This window comes from Coprococcus sp. AM97-35 (assembly GCF_027697525.1).
Classification (GTDB): Bacteria; Bacillota; Clostridia; order Lachnospirales; family Lachnospiraceae; genus Allocoprococcus; species Allocoprococcus comes.
This window is the reverse complement of the sequence record NZ_JAQESL010000029.1, coordinates 1-15,481: the sequence shown is the minus strand read 5'-3', so window position 1 is coordinate 15,481 and position 15,481 is coordinate 1. Positions and strand designations below refer to the sequence as shown.

The 15,481-nt window shown below is 38.8% G+C and carries 17 protein-coding genes; all 17 read left to right on the top strand.

What is annotated here, in order from left to right; translation table 11 throughout:
• Positions 1 to 22: 22 nt before the first annotated feature.
• The 17 genes from PG840_RS14415 (at position 23) to PG840_RS14335 (ending at position 15,361) form a co-directional block, all read left to right on the top strand.
• Positions 23 to 859, top strand: coding sequence for a sugar phosphate isomerase/epimerase family protein (locus tag PG840_RS14415; RefSeq protein WP_117835045.1), 837 nt, complete (start codon positions 23 to 25; stop codon positions 857 to 859).
• 17 nt (positions 860 to 876) lie between these two features.
• Complete coding sequence (locus tag PG840_RS14410; protein WP_117835044.1) at positions 877 to 2,292, top strand: YfcC family protein; 1,416 nt, start codon at positions 877 to 879, stop codon at positions 2,290 to 2,292.
• 35 nt (positions 2,293 to 2,327) lie between these two features.
• Positions 2,328 to 3,290 carry an SIS domain-containing protein gene (locus PG840_RS14405; protein ID WP_117835042.1) on the top strand — a complete coding sequence of 321 codons (963 nt, stop codon included), beginning with the start codon at positions 2,328 to 2,330 and terminating at the stop codon, positions 3,288 to 3,290.
• 107 nt (positions 3,291 to 3,397) lie between these two features.
• Positions 3,398 to 4,249: a PfkB family carbohydrate kinase gene (locus tag PG840_RS14400; protein WP_270613800.1), complete on the top strand. Its 852-nt coding sequence runs from the start codon at positions 3,398 to 3,400 to the stop codon at positions 4,247 to 4,249.
• Positions 4,250 to 4,515: 266 nt separating this feature from the next.
• Positions 4,516 to 5,322 (top strand): fructoselysine 6-kinase, encoded by an 807-nt coding sequence (gene frlD, locus PG840_RS14395; protein WP_117835038.1) that lies wholly within the window; start codon positions 4,516 to 4,518, stop codon positions 5,320 to 5,322.
• A gap of 23 nt (positions 5,323 to 5,345) precedes the next feature.
• Entirely contained in the window at positions 5,346 to 6,206 is an 861-nt protein-coding gene (locus PG840_RS14390; protein ID WP_117835037.1) for an amidohydrolase family protein, read from the top strand.
• Positions 6,200 to 6,628, top strand: a complete 429-nt coding sequence (locus PG840_RS14385) for a secondary thiamine-phosphate synthase enzyme YjbQ (protein WP_117835035.1) — start codon at positions 6,200 to 6,202, stop codon at positions 6,626 to 6,628. Before PG840_RS14390 ends, PG840_RS14385 begins: the two co-directional genes overlap by 7 nt.
• Before the next feature lie 263 nt (positions 6,629 to 6,891).
• Positions 6,892 to 7,536: a GDSL-type esterase/lipase family protein gene (locus tag PG840_RS14380; RefSeq protein WP_117835033.1), complete on the top strand. Its 645-nt coding sequence runs from the start codon at positions 6,892 to 6,894 to the stop codon at positions 7,534 to 7,536.
• Between the two features lie 165 nt (positions 7,537 to 7,701).
• The gene (locus PG840_RS14375; protein ID WP_117835032.1) at positions 7,702 to 9,192 is read left to right on the top strand and encodes an ABC transporter permease subunit; all 1,491 of its coding nucleotides are present in this window, start codon (positions 7,702 to 7,704) and stop codon (positions 9,190 to 9,192) included.
• Positions 9,185 to 9,907, top strand: a complete 723-nt coding sequence (locus PG840_RS14370) for an amino acid ABC transporter ATP-binding protein (protein WP_117835030.1) — start codon at positions 9,185 to 9,187, stop codon at positions 9,905 to 9,907. The genes PG840_RS14375 and PG840_RS14370 overlap by 8 nt, the downstream gene beginning before the upstream one ends.
• Positions 9,908 to 10,286: 379 nt before the next feature.
• On the top strand, positions 10,287 to 10,700 hold the full coding sequence (locus tag PG840_RS14365; RefSeq protein ID WP_243000014.1) for a hypothetical protein: 414 nt from the start codon (positions 10,287 to 10,289) through the stop codon (positions 10,698 to 10,700).
• A gap of 78 nt (positions 10,701 to 10,778) precedes the next feature.
• The gene (locus PG840_RS14360; RefSeq protein ID WP_005609481.1) at positions 10,779 to 11,492 is read left to right on the top strand and encodes a lantibiotic protection ABC transporter ATP-binding protein; all 714 of its coding nucleotides are present in this window, start codon (positions 10,779 to 10,781) and stop codon (positions 11,490 to 11,492) included.
• On the top strand, positions 11,485 to 12,216 hold the full coding sequence (locus tag PG840_RS14355; RefSeq protein WP_004853398.1) for a lantibiotic immunity ABC transporter MutE/EpiE family permease subunit: 732 nt from the start codon (positions 11,485 to 11,487) through the stop codon (positions 12,214 to 12,216). Before PG840_RS14360 ends, PG840_RS14355 begins: the two co-directional genes overlap by 8 nt.
• A gap of 1 nt (position 12,217) precedes the next feature.
• Complete coding sequence (locus PG840_RS14350) at positions 12,218 to 12,958, top strand: lantibiotic immunity ABC transporter MutG family permease subunit (RefSeq protein ID WP_005330844.1); 741 nt, start codon at positions 12,218 to 12,220, stop codon at positions 12,956 to 12,958.
• A gap of 14 nt (positions 12,959 to 12,972) precedes the next feature.
• Entirely contained in the window at positions 12,973 to 13,635 is a 663-nt protein-coding gene (locus PG840_RS14345; RefSeq protein ID WP_015512795.1) for a response regulator transcription factor, read from the top strand.
• The gene (locus PG840_RS14340) at positions 13,623 to 14,999 is read left to right on the top strand and encodes a sensor histidine kinase (RefSeq protein WP_005330846.1); all 1,377 of its coding nucleotides are present in this window, start codon (positions 13,623 to 13,625) and stop codon (positions 14,997 to 14,999) included. Before PG840_RS14345 ends, PG840_RS14340 begins: the two co-directional genes overlap by 13 nt.
• 218 nt (positions 15,000 to 15,217) lie before the next feature.
• Positions 15,218 to 15,361, top strand: a complete 144-nt coding sequence (locus tag PG840_RS14335) for a hypothetical protein (RefSeq protein ID WP_173690791.1) — start codon at positions 15,218 to 15,220, stop codon at positions 15,359 to 15,361.
• The last annotated feature ends 120 nt before the right edge of the window (positions 15,362 to 15,481 follow it).

Sequence of the window (15,481 nt, the reverse complement as noted above, 5' to 3'; positions counted from 1 at the left end):
GATGATAGAAAGGAGAAGAAACATGGCACAGATCAACAGAGACAGAATTGCAGGAATGAATATTCATTATTTATATTATTCACTCCCGTATTTTCTGGATGCACAGCAAAAGCTTGGTGTGAAGACGATTGAGTTATGGGCTGGTGCACCGCATTTCTTTTTGGACAGTATGTCTTACTCGGATTGTACAAAAGTACGGCATGAAGTAGAGTCAAGAGGAATGCAGGTAAAGATACTGACACCGGAAAACTGTACTTATCAATATCAGTTCGCAGCCCAGGAGCCGGAGCTTTATGAAAAAAGCTTTGCATATTTTGCCAATGCATTGAAGGCTGGAGAAGAACTTGGCATAGAAACAATGGCAATTAACTCCGGCTGGGGTTATTGGAATGAAGACCGTGAAGAAGCATGGAAGCGTTCAAGAGAGATGCTTTCAAGACTGGCAGATGAGGCAGCAAAACACAATATTAATCTGGCGATGGAATCATTAAGACCACAGGAGTCCCAACTTGTTGTAACGCTTGCAGATGCGAAAAGGATGCACGATGAAGTGAATCATCCGAATTTGAAAGTAATGATTGATACAACTGCAATGGGAGTCGCCGGAGAGACAATTGACGAATGGTTTGATACATTTGGCGATGAGATTATTCATATGCATTTCATAGATGGAAATCCATACGGACATCTGATCTGGGGAGATGGCAATCATCCACTTGGAGAATGGATTGATACGGTTGTCAGACGGGGATACAAAGGATACTTCGGCCAGGAAATTACAGATTTTGATTATTTTGAAGATCCGGCATCACATGACAAACGGAATATGGAAGCTTATAAGCCTTACTTAATAGGCTGATTACGGGGGATTTGAAAATGGAAAATAAGAAAAAATTTAAACTTCAACTGCCGCATGTATATACGCTGGCATTTATATTGATTATAGGATTTGCAATCCTGACATGGATTTTGCCAAGTGGACAGTTTGACAGACAATTAATTAATACAGCAGCAGGAGAACGTGAAGTTGCGGTAGCCGGAACCTATCATGTGATAGATAAAGTGAGTGAATCCGGTGATTTAAGACAAGGACTGCATGAAATTTTAATGGCACCTACAAGAGGTATTCAGGCAGCTGCAGATGTTGTTGCATTCGTTTTACTGATCGGTGGTACATTCCAGATTTTAACAAAGACAAATGCGATGAATCGCGGAATCCGGAAGGTTATTTTAAGATTAAAAGGAAAAGAAGTTTTACTGATACCGATTCTGATGATTCTGTTAGGAATTGGTGGAACGACATTTGGTATGTCGGAGGAGGTTATTCCATTCTATGTTATGCTGATCCCTATTTTCTTTGCAATGGGATATGACTCCATGACGACCTTCATGATTGTATTCTTAGGACCACAGATTGGATATGCAGCATCTACCACAAACCCGTTCAACGTTCTGATCGCACAGGGTGTTGCTGGAATCCATGGCAACCCACAGCTAGTATACAGATATATCTGGTGGGCAATTATGATGACTGTTACCATCGCTTATGTTATGCGATATGCAATGAAAGTAAAGAAGAATCCAACCGGATCCATCACTTATCAGGATGACCTTCTGAAAAAACAGGAATTTATGATGGATGAAAAGGATACAGGATTTACTTTAAGAGATAAACTGGTATTACTTGTATTTGCAGTAGGAATGGGAATTATTGTGTACGGTATTCTTGCACATGGATGGTATATGGATGAGATTTCCGGCGTGTTCCTTGCAATGGGTATTTTAATGGGTATTGTTGGCGGACTTTCTGAGAAAGAGATCGCAGAACAGTTCGTGATCGGTGTAAAAGATCTTGCGTTTGCAGCAGTTGTAATTGGTATATGCCGAGGTATTCTGGTTGTTGCAGAAAACGGAATGATCATTGATACGATCCTGAATTATTTATCAGGAGCACTTGCAGGTGTAGGAAGCGCAGCATTTGTTGCAGTAATGTATCTGGTTCAGTCATTATTGTCACTCCTTGTTCCGTCATCTTCTGCACTGGCATCCTTGACTATGCCAATTATGGCTCCATTATGTGATTTACAGGGTGTGAATCCGGAAGCAAGTGTAACAGTACTTCAATTTGCAAATCAGCTGACCAATATGTTAAGCCCGACAGCAGGCATGACCGTTGCAGGACTTGCTGTATGTAAGATTACCTTTGGTCAGTGGTGGAAGACAATTTGGAAGTTCTTTATTTTAGTAACAGCAATGGCATTGGTATTCTGTACTATTTCAGCAATGCTTTAAACATAAAATTTTTATAATAGAAGGAGAATAAGACAATGAAAGAATTAGTAACCCAAATTTTAAACGGAAGAGAAAAAATCGAAGATGTATATTTTGTAGCATGCGGAGGATCTTTGGTAGATCTTTATCCAGGATATTATTTCGTACGTACCGAATCCAAGACAATGCATGCTGACTGGATCACAAGTAAAGAATTTGTTGTAACACCTCCGACACACCTTGGAAAAACAAGTCTTGTATTTATCTGCTCTCATGGTGGAAATACAAAAGAGACTGTAGAAGCAGCACATTTAGCAAAAGATCTTGGCGCAGCAGTTGTAGCAATGACACATACACCTGGATCAGCCTGTGATGACAGTTCATTAAATCCAATTGTATATTCCTGGGAAGATGATACAAATGAAAAGGATAAACCACAGGGTATTGTATTAAACATTTTGAATGAGTTAATGAAAGCTCAGGAGCCAGACTATAAATTATACGATGCAGTGGCAGACGGACTTGAAAAAGCAGATGGTATCGTAAGAGCTGCTGTCAAGAGCGTAAAAAACAGAACATGGCTTTTTGCTGAAAAATATGCAAAAGAACCGTTCTTATATATCATGGGTTCAGGAGCAGCTTATGCATCTGCATATGGATTTGCTATTTGCTCACTTCAGGAGATGCAGTGGATGGATTGCTGCTACTTAAATTCAGCAGAATACTTCCATGGACCATTTGAAGTAACAGATGAAGATCATCTTTATATTTTATTAAAGAGCCGCGGAAGAAACCGCGTTATGGATGAGAGAGCAGAAGTATTCCTGAACAAATATGCAAAGAAATATGAAGTGATCGATGCAAATGACCTTGGACTTGACGCAATTGACGACAGCTGCGTAGAGTACTTTAATGCAATGGTATTTTATGCAATGAGTGTTGCATACAGAAATGCTCTTCAGGATAAGAGATGTCATCCAACTGACATGAGAAGATACATGGGTGTTGTTGAATATTAATCACAGAGACAGATCATTGCGGAATTCTAAAATGCAATAAGAGATCAGAAAATGGGAATTTCGCAATGACCTGAAATTTATGGGCAGGCGAAAAGGAGAATGAGAAAATGTATGATGTAAGCGCATTAGGTTTTGGTGATAATGTTGTAGATAAATATGAGCATATTAAAACAATGTATCCGGGTGGAAACTGTGTAAATTTTGCAGTATATGCCAAAATGTTTGGTGCAAAAAGAAGTGCATATATGGGATATTTCGGCAATGATGCTGAAGCAGAACATGTTATGTATGCTTTAGATGATATTGGGATTGAGACAGTAAAGTGCAAACAGTTAGAAGGAGAAAATGGTTGTGCGCGAGCAACTTTGGTTGATGGAGACAGAGTGTTCTTAGGATCTAATGAAGGTGGTATCCGTGGAAAAACACCATATGTATTAGACCGATTTGATCTTGAGTATATCAGACAGTTTGATTTTGTACATTCTGGAAATTATTGTTTTATGGAGAAAGAACTTCCAAAAATCCGTGAAGCGGGTGTGCCGATTTCATTTGATTTTTCAGATGACTCAGAGGATTCCTATTATGCAGAAGTAGCACCAACTGTTGATTATGCATTCTGCTCTTTTGACGGAACAGATGAAGAAGCCAGAGAACATCTGAAAAAGATTGTTTCCTATGGACCAAAGCTTGCTGTTGCATCCAGAGGTGCAGATGGCTGTATTTTATATGATGGACAGGAATATTATGTGCAGAAAGCGGTAGCGATCAAGGAAGTTGTTGACACCATGGGTGCAGGAGATTCTCTGATCACATCGTTTATGGTTGCTTATACAGATCACCTGAAAAAGGGAATTACAGGAGAAACTGCAATCAGAGAAAGTCTGGCAGCAGCAGCTGAATTTGCTTCCAAAGTATGTGGAATGAATGGTGCTTTTGGATATGGTAAAAAATATGAATAGGCAGATGTCTGTGAGATATTTTGAGCTGTAAAACACAGTGGGACAATAAAAAGTGCGTTCTGAGGATGTTTTATTGTTTGGGATGATTCAGAAACAGCAGGGGCTGATGACAGAAGTGTTCTGTTGTTTCTGGAAAATTCTTTCATAATAGCTTTACGAGCATCTGCTTTTTTGATTTCTAGGAAATGGAAATAATACCCCGGCAGCTCCGTCAGGGACAGTGTTGCGGAGAAATACAGGGGCTGTACAGTGAGAAGGAGGAAAATATGGGCGAAAAAAAAGTACGTGCGGTTGCAGCAGGTTTTTCTTGTATGGATGTTTATGAAAAATTAAATAGATGTTATCCGACCGGAAATGGGGTAGACTGGGGAGTACATCTTCAGAGACTGGGAATTTCAGTCAGCGTGGTCAGCGTAACCGGAACAGATGAATATGGAAAAACAATGCGCAAAATGCTGCAGCAGGAAGGAATAGAGATCTCACATTTACATGAAAAAGAAGGAAATACATGCCAGATGAAAATGAATCTGATCAATGGGGTTGACCGCGTACATCTTGAAGAGGTGGAAGGTGTCATGAAAGATTTTGCATTGACGGAGGAGGATAAAGAGTACATAAAAACATTTGATTATCTTCACACAGATCTTTTTGGAAATATATTAAAGGACCTCCCAGAGCTTCGCGCAGCAGGAGTGAAAGTAGTGATGGATTTTTCGATTTTCAGTGGAAATCCGGAGTATAACACGGACGAGAACTTTAAAAATGTAGACTATGCATTTCTTTCTTATGAAAAAGAAGATGACTACATTCGGGAACATATAAAAAGAATCCAGTCATTCGGGGCGAAAATTGTAACAGCTACGCTTGGAGAAAATGGAAGTCTAAGTTATGATGGCGAAAGATACTACCATTATGGAATTGTTCCGGTGAAAGTAGTGAACACAGTTGGTGCAGGTGATTCATACATAGCAGGATTTACCTATGGAATTATGAATGGATGGGAAATCCCCAAATGTCAGGAATTTGGAGCAAAGATAAGCTCAGAAGTAATTACAAAATTTGAACCATATTAAAATCAAAAAGGAGAATATGTACAATGATTATAGATATGCACATTCATCCAATTTTTTATGAGGCAGTCTGTAAAGACAAAGAAGAATTGGAATTCAGGAAAAATGCATTTGGAGTATTTAAACAGTCTCCATACGGATATGATGAAATGTTTGCAGAGATGGATTACGCCCATGTGGACAAAGCGGCGCTGCTGCCTTTAGACGTTACAACAACAGAAGGTGGACAGATTGTGACAAATGATCAGATCGCCGTGCTTGTAAAAGACCATCCGGAACGCTTTATCGGATTTGCGAGTGTTGACCCGCACCGGGAGGATGCACTGGAAGTTCTTGAGCATGCATTTAGGGATCTTGAACTGAAAGGATTAAAATTAAATCCTGCAAAACAGAAGTTTTTTCCGGATGATCCAATTATGAATCCAATTTATGAACTATGTATCAGATATAACAGACCAATCATATTTCATGCAGGGTTAAGCTGGGAGCCTAATACGATTACAGAATATGCGTATCCGCTGAAGTTTGAACGGGTAGCAACCAGATACCCGCAGCTGCGTATGTGCCTGGCTCATTTTGCGTGGCCATTTGTAAGGGAAATGGTTATGCTGATGATTAAATATCCAAATGTGTATACAGACACTTCTGTGCTCTACCTGGATTCTCCGGAGGAGTCAATAGCAAGACTTTTTACAGTGGATATGGGACCGCTATGGGTAGACCGGGCATTATACAGACAGATTATGTTTGCGTCAAATGGTCCGAGGTTCCGGCAGTTTAAAATTCTTCGTGCACTGGAAAAAATACCAATGAGAGATTACGCACGTGAAGGAATCTATTATAAAAATGCATTGCGCTTTTTAGGAGAGGAGACGGAAGAATGGTAGATTTACATACAATTGAATGGATGAGCCATAAACCGGAAGAATTCCATATGATTACAGAAGAGGTACATGAGATTGTTAAAAATAGTCCGGTAAAAAACGGAGCGGTTCTCGTCCTTACAGCCCATACAACAACCGGAATTATGGTGAATGAAGGACTCCCTTGTGTAGAAAGGGATATTGCAGATACTCTTACAAGAATTGTCCCTCTCGAAGCCGATTATATGCATGCCCATTTCCTGCCAAGCTATGGTGCAACAGGAAATAATTCGACAGGTCATATCAAGAGTCTGCTATGTGGAAATCATTGTATGTTCCCGGTGGTTAATGGAAAAATAGTCTGTGGTGGTGCACAGGATATTTATCTTGTAGAATTTGACGGACCTCAGACACGAAGAGTATATGTGGAGATTATTGGAGAATAAATTGTAGCATTAAACAAAATTTAACACATCAAATTGGTAAAACTGCATAAAGTTAAAAAATAAGAACCGATCGTATCTAATATAGCGTTATAATATGATAGATTATATCATAATACGTATTAACATATAAAACGGTTTAAGAGAAAGTGCTCATAAAAGCCGTGAATGTTATATTCACAGATAGCTGTGGAGCATAACAATAAGAAAAGCTACACAAAGAATGATATTAAAATAGTTGGATTATCGAAGAAGGAATGAGCGGAATGGGAAAAAGAATACTTTGTATTGGAGATTCAAATACCTGGGGATATATACCGGGCAGTGGGGAACGATATGAAAAAAATGTGCGCTGGACGGGAAAGCTTGCACAGATGCTTGGGGAAAACTATGAAGTGATCGAAGAAGGAATGAATGGAAGGACAACTGCATTTACAGATAAAATTGAACCGGGAACAGCTGCCTTGGATTATCTGTATCCATGTTTGATCTCACAATTTCCTTTGGATTATATCATTGTTATGTTAGGAACAAATGATACAAAGACACGCTATGGAGTGAATACAGTAGAGATTGGATATGGATTGGATGAAGTACTGCTGAAGATAGAGGAAACATGCAGACGAAAAAGTCAGACTCCTGAAAAAATAGTTATCGCACCGGCAGATTTATATCCTAAAAAAGACTGGATAGAATTTACAGCAGAGTCTGCGCAAAAGGCAGGCGGACTGACGGAAGAATATAGAAGTATTGCGGCACTTCATCATGCAGAATTTTTGAGTGCACGAGATGTACTTGGAGCGGAGTGCATAGGCTGTGATGGAATTCATTTTACAGAGGAAGGACATAGAATACTTGCGGAAGCAATAGCATTAATAATCAAAAATAAAGAAGCAGATGAATGTTTCTGAAGCAATATTAAAAAATGATTGTGCTCATTTCAACAAAATGCAACACGTTAAGTTGGTAAAATTATACAAAAGTAAAACAGTAAAGCACAAAACGATTGAATATAACGTTATAATATGATGTAGTACATTTCATAAATAACGAAAGATACAGGTAGGAGGAGTGCCATGAAGATGGACAGGAAATACTGGCTGCACAGAGTAATTGTATGTTTCTTGATGATGATCATCATAATTCAAATACCGATGCATGCTTATGCAGACGAAAAGAGAATGGTTGCAATCGGAACAAATGCAGAATATGCACCATTTGAGTATCTTGACAGCAACGGAAATCTTACAGGATTTGATATTGAACTGATGAATGCTATTGCCAAAGAGGCTGGATTTGAAGTGAAGTGGGTAGATCTACCTTTTGATTCATTGCTTGGGTCTATTGAAGCAGGAGATATTGAGGCGATCGCGGCTTCAATTGCACCTACGGAAGAAAGAGCAAAGAGCGTAGATTTTTCAGATGTATACTATTCGGGATCCCAGAGCCTTGTATATAGGACAGATGAGAAATATACTGATTTTTCAGACATAAAAGGAAGGACGATTGCTGTATTGGAAGGATCCCAAAGTGATATGATCGCATCGGGTGAAAATACAGACTATGGTGTAGTAGAGGATGCGACAGTAAAGCGTTTTAAAAATGCCTCCAGTGCAATTATGGAACTAAAGAATAAAGGCGCAGATGCTGTGATCATTGATACGATCATCGCAGAGATTTTTTGCAAACAGACCGATGGGATTGAAGCAGTCCCGGTGAAGGGAACCGAAGAAGATACTGTATTTTGTATTGAAAAAGGTAACACCGAAATAACAGAGTTGATTAATGATGGTCTTGCCAAGGTAAAAGAAAATGGAACCTATGATACTTTGTATGCAAAGTATTTTTCAGGAGAAAAGAGCGAACAGATTATTGCTACACAGGAAGAGGATGGCTTTATCGGAACTCTGAAGTTTATTTTTGTACAGGATAATCGATGGAAATACTATGCAAATGGTCTTGGTACGACATTAATCGTATCGTTGCTTTCCGTATTGATAGGTGTGATTCTTGGATTGCTGGTTGCAATTATACGTATCAATGCCGACAATAGAGGAAAAAGAACGCTTGCTTCTTCTGTTGCGGCTTTCTATGTAGATGTGATTCGAGGAACGCCATCAGTACTACAGCTGATGATTGTATATTTTGCAGTTTTCCATAGTCGTTTGGGATATATTGCTGCAGTGGTAAGTTTTGGAATTAACAGTGGTGCTTATGTTTCTGAAGTGATTCGCGGTGGCATTCAGGCAATAGATAAAGGACAGTCTGAGGCGGGACGTTCCCTGGGTCTTAGTTATAATGATACAATGCGTTTTGTTGTGATTCCGCAGGCAGTAAAAAATATTCTTCCTGCCATGGGAAATGAATTTATCCAGTTGATCAAAGAAACATCCATTTTGGGTTATGTGGGAATTGTTGATCTTACAAAAGCGGCAAGTTATGTATCATCACGTACTTATCAGATGTTTATCCCTTTATTGGCAGCAGGTATCGTGTATTATCTGATTGTAAAAGTATTGTCGATTCTGCTTGGAAAATTTGAGAGGAGGCTGAAGGAAAGTGATTAAGATTCATAATTTGGAAAAATCGTTCGGAAATAACCATGTATTAAACGGTGTAAATATTGAAATAACAAGAGGCGAATGTGTTTGTGTCATTGGACCTTCTGGCTCCGGAAAATCTACATTTTTGAGGTGTATTAATTTACTGGAACAGCCTGATGCAGGAGAGATTCTTATTAACGGAAAGGATATATTGAAACCAGGGTTAGATTTAGATGCGTTTCGGGCGAATCTTGGCATGGTATTTCAGCATTTTAATTTATTTCCGAACATGACAGTGAAAGAAAATATCAAGCTTGCACCAGTACGTCTCCAGAAATGGACAAAAGAGGAAGCGGATAAAAAAGCAGTAGAGCTTTTGAAAAGGGTAGGACTGGAGGATAAGGCGGATACCTATCCGAATAAATTATCTGGTGGACAGAAACAGCGCGTGGCAATTGCGCGTGCATTGGCAATGAATCCGGAAGTGATGTTATTTGATGAGCCAACCTCTGCTTTGGATCCGGAAATGGTAGGAGAAGTGTTGGAAGTTATGCGTTCTCTTGCAAAAGAGGGAATGACAATGATTGTTGTAACGCATGAGATGGGATTTGCCAAAAATGTAAGTAACCGTGTTATATTTATGGATCATGGAACGATTGTGGAAGACAGACCGCCGAAAGAGCTGTTTGAACAGCCGGAACATGAGAGAACAAAAAGTTTTCTTGCGAAAGTATTATAGCAAAAATATAAAACATGTAGATAGAAAAGGGACAGCTTATCTGAAATTCAGATAAATTGTCCTTTTTTGCTTTATAGGAAATTACTCCGTAATGTTCCAATAAAGCAAAAACGCTCCGCGAGGATGCGACCAGATGCATGTGGAATATGTCTGCTAAAGCAGACTGCATCTGGCGCGCAAAGCGTAACAAGTCCCTCAAAGACTGAGGGATTCAGGGAGTTTGAAGCGGACTTGTCCGCTTTGTTCATGCAGATAAATATGATAGATACCGGACGTTCCAATTTTACCAATCTTAAGGCTATTGGCTCATACTCAGGTAATGTTGCTTATTGTATTGAGCCGGGAATTTCGCTCAAGGTCGGTCAGACAATGAATAAGTATGACGAAAATTATTTTAATAACCTTGCAGCCAATGGGGTTATTTCCGGAGATGAAATCCGTCTTTTCGTTGGTCGTATTTTACAGTATGGCTATCATGAATGGAAGCTATGCCCAAACACATTTCCCTTGCAAGTTATGGGATGCAGGAGAAAAGGGACTTACATTATCTGCTTTTGAATGGGAGAAGGATAGAAAAACGCTGATATATGGGCAGGTAGACTATATGTATGGAGAAGCACTTTATAAGCCTGAAATGAAAGAAGGAAATCCTATAAGGTTATATAGTTTGGATGAAATCACGGAGATATTCTGTAAATTAGGACTTCGTATTTGTAACAGCTTTGCTGATTTCAGTGGAAAGCCGAGTTCTGATAATGATATTCAATTGATGGTTTATTCCATACGGGAATAAATCTTCATCAAATCTTTATTTTTTTCTGTTAGGTTATATTTCAGTAAGAAATGAAATATAGAAGGAAGGATAGTAAAGATGGAAATGATGTTACAGACACAAAATCTATGTAAATATTTTAGAAAACAGAAAGCGGTAAATAATGTTTCACTTAATATCGAAAAGGGACAGATTTATGGACTGCTTGGACCGAATGGCGCTGGTAAATCTACCACATTGAAAATGCTGACCGGTATGATGAAACCAACTGCAGGAAAGATTTACTTTGATGGAAAACTTTTGGATAGGAAAGATTTATCAAAAATAGGAGCGTTAATTGAAAATCCGCCTATTTATGAAAATCTTTCCGCCAGAGAGAATTTGAAGGTAAGACAATTATTGCTTGGTACAGATGAAAACAGAATTGATGAGGTCTTGCAGATTGTATCACTTACAAACACCGGAAAGAAGAAAGCAGGACAGTTTTCTTTGGGGATGAAGCAAAGACTAGGCATTGCAATGGCATTGCTTGGAGAACCGGAACTTTTGATATTGGATGAACCTACGAATGGATTAGATCCAATAGGCATCGAGGAATTACGAGAGCTGATCCGGTCTTTTCCGGAACAGGGAATCACTGTAATTCTCTCCAGTCATATTCTCTCAGAGGTACAGTTACTTGCAGATAAAGTCGGGATTATTTCAGGTGGAATCTTAGGATACGAAGGAGCATTAAAGCAGGGAGATAATCTTGAAGATTTGTTTATGAATGTGGTAAGAAAAAACCAGAAAGCAGGTGAAATCCATGGTTAATATTATAAAAGCAGAACATCAAAAAGCCAAAAGAACCATGCGAAAAAAGTTTATCTGGGGATTTCCTCTTCTTACATTTGTCATGGCATTTATATTTACTCTTGGGATGACAAATGCTTATGCAGAAAGTGTTTGGAACTGGTGGTATACACTTTTGCTGCCGGGGATGATTGCTCTATTTTGTTATCTTTCTGTGGCGCAGGAGAAAAAGATAAAATACTATCATTTAATGACTATTCCCACAGACAGAAGAAAATTGTTGCTGGGGAAAATTATTTATATTGGGTACATGATTTTGTTTTCTAATGTGATTGTGTTTGCAGGAGCAACGCTTGGAGGCTTTCTTCTAACGACACATGTTCCAGTTGGAGGAGCGTTGATTGCAGTATTGTTTCTGACGGTTTCTGAGTTATGGGAGATTCCGGTAGCTTTATTTTTAAGTGAACGATTTGGAATGATTGTAAACCTGTTCGTCTGCCTATTTATTACCGTCAGCGGTGTGGTAATATCACAAACCAGAATCTGGTATGTACTTGTTTCTGCAATCCCTATGCGAATGATGTGCCCGTTGCTTCATGTTTTACCAAATGGACTTGCCGCAGAAGCAGGGAATCCTCTTTTGGATACGGGAGTCATTGTTCCGGGAATGTGTCTCTCAATCATCTGGTTTGTTTTTGTAACGGTTCTGTTTTTGAAATGGTTTGAGAGAAGAGAGGTGAAATAAGATGATTGGAAGATCTCTTAATGCAGACTTGCGAAAGATGAAAGGAACATCTGTGATTCTGGCACACTTACTGATTCCGATTATAACCAGCGTTATATTTTTAATATATTACTTTTTTTCACCATGGAATGAAAATATGAAAGTGATTGCATTTTATCAGGCAATAGGAGCAGGACTTCCGGTACTTATTGGAATTTTTACAGCAAGTGTGATGGAACAGGAACAAAATGCAGGTGATTTTCAAAATCTGTTGTCTTTACCGGATAAACCTGCAGCATTTTTATCGAAACTGTTGATGCTACTGGTTTTGTGTCTGTGCTCTATCCTATTGACAGCAATCATATTCGGAATTGGATTTGGAAGAATCGCATCAAGCGATATCGAAATCATGAAAGGATGTATATTTGCAGCATTGCTGCTGTGGGGAAGCAGTGTTCCACTTTATCTGTGGCAGCTAATTCTGGCTTTTCAGTTTGGAAAAGGGGTATCCATTGGAGCAGGGATTATATCAGGACTAATTAGTGCATTGATGCTTACCGGACTTGGAGATTATGTGTGGAAATATGTATTTGTCTGCTGGACGGGTAGAGTACCATATACTTATCTGCAATCTGTATTGGGAGAAACTAGTGTAGGTGAATGGTTGTCATTCATACCAGGTTGCTTAATATTTACAGGGATTAGTATGGTATACTATTTTTGGTGGGTAAACCACTGGGAAGGAAACAGAATATCGGAATAGAATCGAGGGAAACTATGGCAAAAATACTGGCAGTTGATGATGAACCGGCAATTTTGGAAATGATAGAAAGCATTTTGAATAAGGATGGACATCTGGTTACCAAAGTAAGTAATCCACTAAAAATTAATATGGAAGAATTACATCGTTATGACCTGATTTTACTGGACATTATGATGCCTGGAATTGACGGCTTCGAATTATGCAAAAGAATCAGGGCACTTGTGGATTGTCCGATTTTGTTTCTTACGGCAAAAACGGAGGAAAACAGTCTGGTAAACGGACTTTCTTTAGGAGCAGATGATTATATTTCAAAGCCATTTGGAGTGATGGAACTTCGAGCAAGGATCAATGCACATCTTAGAAGAGAGCACAGGGAACATTCTGTCCGAATGGTTTTAGGGAGAGTCTGCATTCAGATGTCTCAAAAGAAACTGTTGATGGATGATAAAGAACTTCCGTTTACGAAAGCAGAGTACGAAATCTGTGAATTTCTGGCTAAAAACAGAGGGCAGGTTTTCTCGAAGGAACAGATATTGGAAGCGGTCTTTGGCTTTGACAATGAGAGCAATGACAGTACTATAATCACGCATATCAAAAATATAAGAGCAAAATTTGCGGATTATGATTATATGCCGATAAAAACAGTCTGGGGGATTGGATATAAATGGGAAGAGTAAAGAGAAGCAATGCACTCAGCTGGATTTTTATGAGATATGTACTGGTCATGCTTGGATCATTAGTAGGTTTGGTGATTGTTGCTTGGCTGCTGCTGTACCTTTTGATTAGTGTGGGCTGTATCTATCCGGCGAATTATGCAGAGCAAAAGATTAATGAAGCATATGATACGATTTTACGTGCGGATAAAGTAACTGCTGAGATGATTCCTGCACTTTGTGATTATGTAATCTTTTCAGAGAATGGAGAGAAAATAGGTGGAGATCTGTCAGAACAATACGAACAGATAGCATGGAATGTTGCAAAGTACGGAAACGCATCCGGGAAATATTTTTATAAAGTAATTGTAAGGGAAAATGAATATGTTGTATTGCAATATCGCCTGACACCTCAATATCATTCAGCTTTTTTGAGGGAGCATTTTATAGGACCACAGAATGTGATGAGTATTATGTCAGTGATTGGAGCGGTAGCGATTATCATCATTCCGTCCATACGTTTTGGAAAAAGAATCAAAAAGCAGATGCAGCCTGTATTAGACGCAATCAGACAAATAAAGGATCAAAATCTGGAATATGAGACATCCTGTTCCGGTATCAAAGAGTTTGATGACTGTTTATCGGCAATCGATGATATGCGAGATGCATTGCGAGAATCTTTAGAAAAGCAGTGGAAAACAGAGCAGGAAAAGAAACAACAGATGTCTGCTTTGGCGCATGATATTAAAACACCTCTTACGATTGTACGGGGAAATGCAGAACTACTTTCAGAGACTGAACTGACCACAGAACAGAAGAATAATATCACTTATGTTTTGAACGGCACAACACAGATACAAAGTTATGTAAAACAGTTGATAGATGTCACAAAATCATGGAATTGCAGTGATGTTACCTATACAACGGTGAGGTTAGAAGATTTTTTCGCAGATATAAAGGAACAGGCACTCGGACTGGTAGAAATCTATCACCAGAAAATAGATTGGAAGGCGGGACAAAGTGATAAAAAGGTAACGATTGCTTATGATCCAATGTTCCGGGCCGTAATGAATATGATTCAGAATGCAGTGGAGCATACAAAAGAAAATGGAATCATTTATATTGACGCAAAGGAGCAGGATGGCCGGCTGACATTCATTGTGGAGGATAGCGGATCAGGATTTACAAAAGAAGCATTATTGCATGGCACAGAGCAGTTTTTTATGGATGACACAAGTAGAAATGGCGAAGCCCATTATGGGATGGGACTATTTTTTGCAAAAACTGTGGCTGAAAAATATGGTGGAGGTATTAAACTTTCAAATTCTGAAAATACAGGTGGGGCGAGGGTAGAAATATTTTTCCTGAGTAGTCAAGAAACAAGCTAAATAGACCGCAATTAAGCTATGTAAAAGAAATTTTACATGCTTTTATCTAATATGTAAAAGCCTTTTGATAGACATTACTACTACGTTTGCTGTAATCTCATGGAAGAAGGAGGCATACAGAATTATGATAGCTGATAAAATTAAAAATGCTCGTACTATTCTTTATTACATAACTATCATTATAGTTGTTCTCAAGTGTGGAGAAGCGTGAAAAGCAGATGAAGATGGATTCAGCGGTGGATGATATACGCAGAAGATTTGGATTTTACAGTATCCAGAGAGGGCTCATGTACCGGGACAGGATTCTGTCGGCAGTCAATGCAAAAGAAGAACACACAGTACAGTTGTTACGGACACACTGATCACGGGAAAGAAACGGGTGCGGATTTATTATTAAGTGTTTTTGAGATATTGATAAAATATGTGAAGAAAAATAAGCAGATAAATGGATTTAATATAAAAATCGGAATTTGTGGAGAGAT